9 protein-coding genes, 1 tRNA gene and 1 pseudogene are annotated in these 10,525 nt (G+C 47.7%); 10 read left to right on the top strand and 1 reads right to left on the bottom strand.

From position 1 onward, the window contains the following. Positions 1-37: 37 nt before the first annotated feature. Positions 38-181, bottom strand: a pseudogene (locus tag HMPREF2955_RS14855) (transposase); the annotation flags it as partial. Between the two features lie 106 nt (positions 182-287). Between HMPREF2955_RS14855 and kdsB the strand changes: the two are divergent. The 10 genes from kdsB to HMPREF2955_RS02180 all read left to right on the top strand — a co-directional run bounded on the left by kdsB (position 288) and on the right by HMPREF2955_RS02180 (position 10,071). Then, positions 288-1,040, top strand: a complete 753-nt coding sequence (gene kdsB / locus HMPREF2955_RS02225) for a 3-deoxy-manno-octulosonate cytidylyltransferase (RefSeq protein WP_070720475.1) — start codon at positions 288-290, stop codon at positions 1,038-1,040. Between the two features lie 214 nt (positions 1,041-1,254). Continuing rightward, positions 1,255-2,757, top strand: a complete 1,503-nt coding sequence (pyk, locus tag HMPREF2955_RS02220; RefSeq protein WP_070720474.1) for a pyruvate kinase — start codon at positions 1,255-1,257, stop codon at positions 2,755-2,757. A gap of 331 nt (positions 2,758-3,088) precedes the next feature. After that, positions 3,089-3,652 carry an outer membrane beta-barrel protein gene (locus HMPREF2955_RS02215; protein WP_070720472.1) on the top strand — a complete coding sequence of 188 codons (564 nt, stop codon included), beginning with the start codon at positions 3,089-3,091 and terminating at the stop codon, positions 3,650-3,652. 260 nt (positions 3,653-3,912) lie between these two features. Then, positions 3,913-4,896, top strand: a complete 984-nt coding sequence (locus tag HMPREF2955_RS02210) for a Gfo/Idh/MocA family protein (protein WP_070720470.1) — start codon at positions 3,913-3,915, stop codon at positions 4,894-4,896. A gap of 1 nt (position 4,897) precedes the next feature. Beyond that, positions 4,898-5,992: a DUF4421 domain-containing protein gene (locus HMPREF2955_RS02205; protein ID WP_070720469.1), complete on the top strand. Its 1,095-nt coding sequence runs from the start codon at positions 4,898-4,900 to the stop codon at positions 5,990-5,992. Then, the gene (locus tag HMPREF2955_RS02200; protein ID WP_070720467.1) at positions 5,989-6,834 is read left to right on the top strand and encodes an N-acetylmuramoyl-L-alanine amidase-like domain-containing protein; all 846 of its coding nucleotides are present in this window, start codon (positions 5,989-5,991) and stop codon (positions 6,832-6,834) included. The genes HMPREF2955_RS02205 and HMPREF2955_RS02200 overlap by 4 nt, the downstream gene beginning before the upstream one ends. A gap of 354 nt (positions 6,835-7,188) precedes the next feature. Continuing rightward, positions 7,189-7,261: transfer RNA gene (locus HMPREF2955_RS02195), tRNA-Lys, on the top strand. Positions 7,262-7,474: 213 nt separating this feature from the next. Next, on the top strand, positions 7,475-9,235 hold the full coding sequence (gene aspS, locus HMPREF2955_RS02190; protein ID WP_070720465.1) for an aspartate--tRNA ligase: 1,761 nt from the start codon (positions 7,475-7,477) through the stop codon (positions 9,233-9,235). Between the two features lie 138 nt (positions 9,236-9,373). After that, positions 9,374-9,676 (top strand): winged helix-turn-helix domain-containing protein, encoded by a 303-nt coding sequence (locus tag HMPREF2955_RS02185; protein WP_070720463.1) that lies wholly within the window; start codon positions 9,374-9,376, stop codon positions 9,674-9,676. Positions 9,677-9,699: 23 nt separating this feature from the next. Then, positions 9,700-10,071, top strand: a complete 372-nt coding sequence (locus HMPREF2955_RS02180; RefSeq protein WP_070720459.1) for a hypothetical protein — start codon at positions 9,700-9,702, stop codon at positions 10,069-10,071. Positions 10,072-10,525 lie beyond the last annotated feature (454 nt).

Here is a 10,525-nt window from a genome sequence, read left to right as displayed (position 1 = left end):
CATAAAGAAACGTTCTTTACTTTTTCCTCATTATATGCCACTGACAGCCTGTTTTCAACTTGTAGCGAATGCACTGAATGACCTCCGTCAGGCCACTTTTAGTAACATAACCGCGTTTTGCCACCGACAAATGTGGCAAGATCTCAATTTTTATTGTATCTTTGTCCAGTACTTCGTACATGAAAGGAGTGTTTGTCTCGGTTTTACAGCAAAGGATAATAAACTCCTCTCTATTTGTAGAGATTTTAAAAGCCTGGCTGACTTCATTTATAAAAACAAAACAGACAATGAAATTTATAGGCATAATTCCTGCCCGCTATGGCTCTTCGCGCTTTCCGGGCAAACCCCTGGCACAGCTTGGAGGGAAACCAGTGATACAACGCGTGTACGAACAGGTGGCGCAAGCGCTAGACGAGACCTATGTGGCCACAGACGACGAGCGTATATATAATAAGGTGTTGGCGTTTGGCGGAAAAGCCGTGATGACTTCAACCGAACACCAAAGCGGTACCGACCGCGTGAACGAGGCTGTGCAAAAGATTGGCGGCAACTACGACGTGGTGGTGAACATTCAGGGCGACGAACCCTTTGTGCAGCGTTCGCAGATAGATGCCATTTGCCAGTGTTTCGACACCGATGGCGTACAAATAGCCACACTAGGCATTCCCTTTAAGACCATCGACGAGGTGCGCAACCCCAATTCGCCCAAGATTGTGGTGAGCAATGGCGGCTTTGCGATGTACTTTTCGCGTTCGGTTATTCCTTTCGTACGTGGCACAGAGCCCGAACAATGGCTTGAGGCTTACCCTTTTCTTAAGCATTTGGGCATATACGCATATCGTCCGGAGTCACTTAGGGCGATAACGGCCTTGCCGCAATCGTCGTTAGAGAAGGCCGAGAGTCTTGAACAGCTGCGTTGGTTGCAGAATGGCTATCAGATAAAGGTGGGGCTTACGCAGGTGGAAACCGTGGGAATAGACACGCCCGAAGATTTGCAGCGCGCCGAAGAGTTCTTGAAAGCGCACGCTGCGGGTTGTTAATACCTCGTGTTCAGAATGTCATTGCTCACACCATTGAACGCTTTTTGTTCGTTTATCCACGATAATAATTACAAAAGGTCAAGGTGTTCGCGATTTTTTTCAGTACCTTTGCAAAAGGCAAGCAAGCGTTAACGGAAGTGTAGCGACACGCCGTGACAACGCTTGACGCGCTTGCCCATTGTTTACATTTATATAAAGGACATTTCAATAAGATATGAAACAGACAAAGATTGTGGCCACCATCAGCGACCGCAGGTGTGATCAGGAATTTATACGAAAGCTTTTTTTCGCTGGGATGAACGTGGTGCGAATGAACACCGCGCATGCCCCCGAAGAGGGAATGAAGGAAATCATTAAGAATGTGCGTGCCGTTTCGTCGCATATCGCCTTGATGATAGACACCAAGGGACCGGAAATAAGAACCACCAGTGTTGCAGAACCCATACAATATAAGAGTGGAGACATCGTGAAAATATTCGGTCGCCCCGAAATGGAGACAACGCACGACATACTGAACGTGTCTTATCCCGACATCGCCAACGACGTGAAGGTGGGCGATAGCATTCTCTTCGACGACGGCGAGCTGGACATGAAGGTGCTCGACGTGCAAGGTCCGATGCTCGTAACGCAGGTTCAAAACGACGGTAAGCTTGGTGCACGCAAGAGTGTGAACGTGCCCGGCGAGCATATCGACCTGCCTGCGCTCACCGAGAAAGACCGAAACAACATTCTTTTCGCCATAGAACAAGACATCGACTTTATCGCTCACTCGTTTGTTCGTTCGGCCGAAGATGTTCATGCGGTGCAAAAGATACTAGACGAGCACAACAGCGACATCAAAATCATATCTAAAATAGAGAACCAAGAGGGCATCGACAACATCGACGAGATTATAGACGCATCGTATGGCATAATGATTGCGCGCGGCGATTTGGGCATTGAGGTTCCATTGGAGTGCATCCCCGGGTTGCAAAGGGAAATCATACACAAGTGCATATTGAAGAAAAAGCCCGTAATTGTGGCCACACAGATGCTGCACACCATGATTAACAACCCACGTCCGACGCGCGCCGAGGTAACAGACATTGCCAATGCCGTGTATTATCGCACCGATGCGCTGATGCTTAGCGGCGAAACGGCATCGGGAAAGTATCCCGTTGAGGCCGTAAAGACCATGGCTGCCATTGCAGAGCAGGCCGAGAAAGACCGCCTGCGCTTAAAGGGCTTACAGATTTCTCTTTCACCTAATTGCAGTCAGAAAGAGTTTTTGGCCTATTCGGCCATCGAGTCTACGCGTCGGTTGGGTGTTGCGGGCATCATCACCGACAGTGAAACGGGCGAAACGGCGCGCATCCTGGCTTCGTTCCGCGGTTCAACGCCCATCTTGGCCATGTGCTATAAGGAGAAGTTGCAACGTTGGCTCAACCTTAGTTACGGTGTTATTCCCGTTCATCAGAAAGAACACCTTGCGCCCCAATTCATATTTACAGCAGCCATTCGTATGTTGAGGCAAAAAGGCTACATCAACTTGGAAGACAAGATAGCTTACCTTAGCGGTAGTTTCGGCGAGGGCGGTGGCACCACTTTCGTTGAAATCAACAAGGTGGCTAAGGCACTTAACGCCGACAGCAACTACCGTTTCCACCTGCCAGAACACCCTTCAAAGAAACAAGCGGGTGAACCTGAGGCAGAAGAAACCTGGGCTGGGGAAAACTAAACCAATGGCATAGTTTTGCATCCCAACGCTAAGAGGCAAGCTCTTGTGACGGATGGAAACGTCGTTCAAGCGGGTAGGCACGTAAAGCAAAGCGTGTTTGCCCGTTTTTTCTATTTTGTTAGTCCCTTTTTACAGGCGTGATGAGCAAATTGTAAAAGATAAATTCTTGTTAACCACGCGTATTATATAGACTTTAACGCCTCTTTGCAATGAATAAGTTAAAAAAGTCTGTATGCTTTGCACCGCTAGTACGAATGTTATAACTTTGCCCCCAGAAAAAGATTAGTACGTGTTTTTTTAATACATCAGTTGAATTTAATCAGGAATAAAGATGAAAAAGATTTTGATGACCTTGGTTGCAGCGGTGATCGCTGTTAGTGCAAGTGCACAACAAGTTTATGTAGGAGGTACCCTTGGAATAGGTGTTAGTAAGGTAAAAGGTGGTGATGAAGTAACCACTTACAAAGTTTTGCCCGAAGTGGGTTACAGTTTCAACGACGATTGGGCCATCGGTACGGTGCTCGGATGGGGTAAAGGAAATCCCGTTTCGGTTGCAGATGCCAAAACAACGCAAGCCCGGTTCTTCACCGTTTCTCCTTATGTGCGTTACACTTTCCTACATTCTAAGTATGTGGACGTCTTTGTCGACACGGGCTTAGACTATCTTCGCTACCAAGGAGGCAACAACGAGTTGGGAGTTGGCGTAAAACCAGGTGTGGCCATAAACCTTAACAGGCACTTCACGTTCTTGGCAAAGGTAGGATTTGCTGGTTGGAAGAACGAAAGAGGAACATATACGGACCCTCGAGTCGGCGAAGTAAAAATCAACAACCAGGCATGGGGTGCATCGTTTGATGGCAACAATTTAAGTTTCGGTGTATATTACAACTTCTAAAAAACAGCATAACCCTTTGGGTTAAAGCCTAAATGCAATGGCGCGCCAGTTTGCTGGCGCGCCATTCGTTTTATAGTAAACGCCATAAAAGTCAGCCATAGAATTGCCTTGGCATGGGGGATTTTATGCGGCATGCCTTTATCAGTTCGATTTCTTTTCGTAAATTTGCACTATAAGAATTTTTTTTAGCGTCGCATGCGTGTCCTTATATAATAAGGTATGTTGTTCGACGAGCGTTTTGTTAAGAAGAGAAGATAAGGATGAAAGAAATAAGTTGGGGATTTATAGGTTGCGGCGAAGTGACCGAGAAAAAATCGGGTCCTGCCTTTAACGAAGTGGAGGGCTCGCACGTGCATGCGGTGATGAGTCGCACCGAAGACAAGGCACGTTCGTATGCCGAGCGGCATCGCATACGCAAATGGTACACCGACCCGAACGAACTTATCGGCGACCCCGACGTAAATGCCGTGTACATCGCCACGCCGCCATCCAGCCACGCCACCTTTGCCATCATGGCCATGAAAGCAGGAAAACCCGTGTATGTGGAAAAGCCCCTGGCCGCTAGCTACGAAGACTGCGTGCGCATTAACCGAGTGAGCGAACAGACGGGCGTGCCTTGCTTTGTGGCTTACTATCGCCGTTACCTGCCTTATTTTCAAAAGGTAAAGGCCATAGTTGATAGCGGTGCCATTGGCAAAATAACCAACGTGCAAATTCGTTTCGCTGTTCCGCCGCGCGATTTGGACTATTCCACCAACAGCAACCTGCCTTGGCGACTTCAGCCCGACGTGTCGGGAGGCGGTTATTTCTACGATTTAGCCCCACATCAGCTAGACTTGATACAAGAACTCTTTGGCGTTATCACACGTGCGCACGGCTATTTGTCGAATAGGGGGCGATTATACGGCGTTGAAGACACCGTGAGTGCGGCCTTCGAGTTTGAAAGTGGCGTGGTGGGAAGTGGCAGTTGGTGTTTCGTTGCACACCAAAGTGCAAAGGAAGACTGCATCGAGGTGATTGGCGAACGTGGTCTGCTGTCGTTCTCGGTGTACACCAACAATCCCATTCAGCTTGTAACAAGCGATGGCGCAACAAGCTTTAACGTAGACAATCCTGCATACGCACAACTGCCCATCATAAAGGCTGTTATCGAAGACTTGCAAGGCATTGGGCATTGCTCGTGCACCAGCGTGAGCGCAACACCGGTAAACTGGGTGATGGACCGAATACTCAACAAATTCTAACATGCTTAAAACCCTACTCACATCGTTTCTTCTCTGCTTGTTGAGCGTGGTAGCCAGGGCCGAAGTGCCCGATACTGCTGCTGCGCCACAACCGGCCAAACGTTCGTTGGTGAAACGAATGGCAGACGGGGTGAAACAATTTGTGAACAGTTTCAGCGATGTGGATACCACTTACATCGAGCCGCAACGGTACATTTATACCGTCATGTTGCAGAACACCTACACTTACGAACTGTACAAGCTGAGCACGGCCGAGGGCAACTCGGTGACTTTCGCACCCGAACCCACCATTAAGTTCGGTCCGTATGTGGGGTGGCAATGGCTGTTTTTAGGATATACCGTAGACCTTCGCCGCCTAAATGGTAACAACAAGCAAGAGTTCGACCTGAGTTTCTATACCTCGCAGATTGGCATAGACTTATTTTGGCGCAACACGGGCAACAACTACAAGATAAAAAACCTAACGCTGGCCAAAGACATCAAGCCCGATGCAGTGTTGGGAAGTGCTTTTAGCGGTTTCGAGGCACGCATCCGAGGGTTTAACCTTTACTACATTCTCAACCATCGGCGTTTTTCTTACCGTGCGGCATTCAGTCAGAGCACGGTGCAAAGGCGCAGTGCGGGCAGCATGCTCTTCGGGGTGGGCTGCACATGGCATAAGGTGAATGTGGATGTGGCGCAGCTAGACCAGCTTATTACCGACCGTTTGGGGGCGAATGCCACCATGACCGCGCCAGGCGATACGGCAAACTTCGGCAAGGTGCAGTATACCGACCTCTCCGTTTCTGCGGGGTATGGCTACAATTGGGTGTTCGCCCGCAACTGGTTGCTGGCAGGTTCGCTCTCGTTGGCTTTGGGTTACAAGCGCACCACGGGTAATGTCAGTGCTCGCCGTACGTCGTTGGGCGACTTCTTGTCGTATAACATGGCCCTAGATGGGGTGGGGCGCTTTGGCATTGTGTGGAACAACACGCGCTGGTATGCCGGTGCCAGTACCATCTTGCACACCTATAACTATCGCAAAAACAGGTTTTCTACCAACAACATGTTTGGAAACCTCAACATATATGTAGGCTTTAATTTTATTAGACGATGAAAAAAGCAATCCTCGTGTGTTTATTATTCCTGGCCACATTACCCCTTTTGGCCCAGGCGCAGTACACTTCGGCAGACAGTGCCAAGGTGGTTAAACTATTGTTAGAAGGCAAACGCCATAAGGACAAGCAAAATTTGGTGTTGTTTTTCGCCCGCAAGTTTTTGGGCGTTCCTTACGTGGCAAGCACCTTGGAGAACAATGCAGACGAGCGTTTAGTGATTAATTTACGCCAGCTAGACTGCACCACGTTTGTAGAGAATGTGTTGGCACTGACGCTTTGCACGCAAAACGGCAAGACCACTTTTGCCGATTTCTGCGACCAACTGCGCAAGATACGCTATCGAAACGGCAAGGTTGGCTATCCCACACGTCTGCATTATTTCTCCGAATGGATTTCGGACAACGCCCGAATGGGGTACGTTGAAGAGACGCAAGCACCCAATCCGCCTTTTTCTGCGGTGCAAACGTTGCAAATAAATTTTATGAGTACGCATGTGGACAAGTACCCGATGTTGGTTCGCACGCCTGCTTTCGTCAAGCCCATTGCCCAAATGGAGAGCGAACTCTGCGGCAAAACATGTCGTTATATTCCCAAAGCGGGCATCCTGAACAATGCCGCATGCAAGCAAGCGGTAAAAGACGGCAACATCTTGGCATTGGTAACAAGTCGTGTTGGACTAGACACTAGTCATGTTGGCTTTGCTGTTTGGAAGAAAGATGGTTTGCATTTGTTCCATGCGTCGTCGCTGCAAAAGAAGGTTGTAGAAGACAAATCGCTGCTGCGCAACTATATGAAGAAACAAAAGTCGCAACTTGGTATCCGTGTGGTAAAAGTGAAATGAGTTTTTGAGTTCATGAGTTTTAAGCTTATGAGTTTTGAGTTATAAGTTGTTGGCTAAGTCGCTAACATTATTCACATCGGTTTAAACCATCACTTTTGAGAAATAAAGGCTACATTGCATTGTAGTAACAACACATATCATCCCCTCTCCCCTTGGAGAGGGGCTGGGGGTGAGGCCGGTAGTAGTGGGGGATGCTGGTGTTGAGGCTGCTATTAGGATGCTAAGCGGGCAGTTGTTCGGTCTTTTTTGAAGTCTGTTCTTGAAAAAGTGGGCGATTTGTTTGGCTGTTCCGAAATAATAAGTTACCTTTGCACTCGCAAAAAAGGACAGGTGTCCTCGTCATGCAAACGACATGCATCCTTAGCTCAGTTGGTAGAGCAACTGACTCTTAATCAGTGGGTCTAGGGTTCGAATCCCTAAGGATGTACAAAGAGGTAGCAAGGCCAATGGCTTTGCTACTTTTTTGTTTGTACGCAAAACGAGGAGCGTGCCACGTTACAGCTGATGCGCTCGCGAACCCAAAAGTTCTTGTTCTCGCAAATTAATAAACCCAAAAACCGGCAGAACATCCTGTAAATATTTGTAGGTCTCGTTGGATATGTGTACTTTTGCAAGCATAATTTAAATCGATAAGAACAACATGTATAGGACAAGCACTTGTGGAGAACTGCGCCTAGCCGATGCAGGTAAAACGGTAACGTTGGCAGGGTGGGTTCAGCGAGTTAGGAAGATGGGCGGAATGTCGTTCGTTGACCTTCGCGACAGATATGGCATTACCCAACTCGTGTTCAACGAGAACGAAGATAAGGAACTTTGCGACTGCGCCAATAGGTTGGGGCGCGAATTTTGCATACAAGTGACGGGCACGGTGAACGAACGCCAAAGCAAAAACGCCAACCTTGCCACAGGCGACATTGAGATTATTGCATCGCAACTCAATGTGCTAAGCGAAAGCGAAACGCCACCTTTCACCATTGAGGAGAACACCGACGGCGGCGACGACATCAGAATGAAGTATCGTTACCTTGACTTGCGCCGTCCCAATGTGCGCAAGAACTTGGAGTTGCGCCACAAAATGACCATCCTTATACGAAATTTCCTCGATAGCAAAGACTTTATCGAGGTGGAAACACCTATACTTATTGGTTCTACACCAGAGGGTGCACGCGATTTCGTTGTGCCTTCGCGCATGAATCCCGGACAATTCTACGCCCTTCCACAAAGTCCACAAACGCTGAAACAATTGCTTATGGTGAGCGGTTTCGACCGTTACTTCCAAATTGCCAAATGTTTTAGGGACGAAGACCTGCGTGCCGACCGCCAACCAGAGTTCACGCAGATTGACTGTGAGATGAGTTTCGTAGGCCAAGACGATGTTATCAACCTTTTCGAAGACATGGCACGCCACTTGTTTAAGGAACTTAGAGGTGTTGAACTGCCTGCCAAGCTGCGCCAAATGCCGTGGCACGAGGCCATGAAACGATATGGAAGCGACAAGCCCGACTTGCGTTTCGGTATGGAGTTTGTTGAGTTGGCCGACGTTCTTAAAGGTACAGGCGAGTTCAGCGTATTTAACGAGGCCGAATATATCGGCGGAATATGCGTGCCTGGCTGCGCCGACTATTCGCGTAAGCAGCTTAACGAGCTGACTGATTTCGTGAAACGTCCGCAGGTTGGCGCAAAGGGACTTGTGTTTGTGAAGTACGAAACCGACGGTTCGGTAAAGAGCAGCATCGACAAGTTCTATTCTCCAGAGGTGTTTGCCCAGCTAAAACAGGCTATGGGCGCAAAAGACGGCGACTTGGTGCTTATCATGAGTGGCGACAAAGCCAACAAAACACGTGTGCAATTGTGCAACCTTCGCTTGGAAATGGGCGACCGCTTGGGCCTTCGCGATAAAGATAAGTTTGAGTGCCTATGGATTGTAGACTTCCCACTGTTTGAATGGAGCGACGAAGAACAACGACTCATGGCCACGCACCATCCCTTTACCATGCCCAATCCCGAAGACGTGCCCTTACTTGACGAACATCCCGAACGCGTACGCGCACAAGCCTACGACTTTGTTTGCAACGGCATCGAAGTGGGTGGTGGTAGCCTTCGTATTCACGATGGGGCATTGCAAGAAAAGATGTTTGGCATCTTAGGCTTTACGCCCGAACGCGCTATGGCTCAGTTTGGGTTCCTCATCAATGCCTTTAAATATGGTGCGCCGCCCCACGCAGGTTTGGCTTTCGGACTGGATCGCTTTGTTTCAATCTTTGCAGGATTGAACTCCATTCGCGACTGCATCGCCTTCCCCAAAAACAACAGTGGGCGCGATGTGATGTTGGATGCGCCATCGGTTATTGACGACAAACAGTTGGAAGAACTTCATCTTCGGGTTGATTTAGGTCAATAAATCGTATCGCATTGCTATCAAAGGCTTTACTTTTCTTGTATAAAGTTGCCGCATGTTAAATAAATGTACTAATTTTGCCGACGATAAATTTGTGTTTATTGTTCCATTCAGCGTACAAAACACTTCAATTTTATAACTATGGCAGAAAAGAAAGCAACAAAAAGCGTTGAAGAGACCAAAACCTCGACAGCGAAAAAGCCCGCAGCAAAGAAAACTGCAACAAAGAAAGTTACACAACCCGATTGGGTGATAGACGCAGAAAGCGTTGGTTTTAGGGCCGGCGACGTTTATCAGGCCCTCTCGGCAGCAAGTAAGCCTCTTAGTGTAGCAGAGATAGCAAAGGCTTCTGGTAAGAGCGAAGAGGAAGTTTTGCTCGGTATCGGATGGCTCTTTAAAGAAGGAAAGATTAAAGGTGAAGACAAACTCGTCACTTTAGCTTAACGAGATAAGGGCCACCAAATAGCATGGTGGCCCTTATTTTGTGTTATTGTATGTCTGCCATTAAATACGAACAAGAAATTTTTAGGGTGTTAACCGAGGCTGGTGAAGAAGGCCTTGCTGTGCAAAAAATTGCCCTGCACGTGTACAACGCTTGTAACTCGCTTTTCAATCCCGTGAGTTACGAAGAGGTGTATGCCTTTGTATCGCGATTTCTCATTGCTAAATCGCGCATGCCACATTCGCTTATCGAGCGCACCGCCCATCGAGGTGTGTACCATTTAAACTTTAATTTGAAAGAAACGCAACAACTGGTGCTGCAATTTAAGCAGGAAACGGATGCGGATGTTGAAGAGCCAAAGGCTTCGCCTGTGGACATGTCGCTTTCGTTGTTTTAGGCAGGGAGCCTTTGTTTCCTTGCGGCGTTTGTAGGCAAATGTCTTTGCATAGAATTTCTTCAATGGCAGTAGTTGAAGAGGAAATGAAAAAAGGATGTGCCTGTGTTTGTTTCTTTCTTTACAAAGCCATGTAGCCGTCTTGACTTTTAATATTCCTATTGATTGATAGGAGTTTGTCACTTCTGTGATGCCAACGCAAGATGAGCAACCACTCATATACGAAATGCAAGGCAACTCAACTCACTGGCTTGCAAACTCACAAACTCACGAACTCACAAACTTATCGCCTCGTTAACCCAAAGAGTTAAATTATTATATATTATTTTACAATATCGTTCTAATTTTCACTTCGTTCTAGCGAGAAAATAGGTTAAAAAGCTGCTAAAAAGCCACTATTATCCGTCTTCCATGCTCTTTGAATTGTCTGTTTTTAAGAAAAGAACCTGCATTTTGC

The sequence above is a fragment of the Prevotella sp. HMSC073D09 genome (assembly GCF_001814145.1).
GTDB classification, from domain to species: domain Bacteria; phylum Bacteroidota; class Bacteroidia; order Bacteroidales; family Bacteroidaceae; genus Prevotella; species Prevotella conceptionensis.
This window is presented reverse-complemented; position numbering and strand designations above follow the sequence as displayed.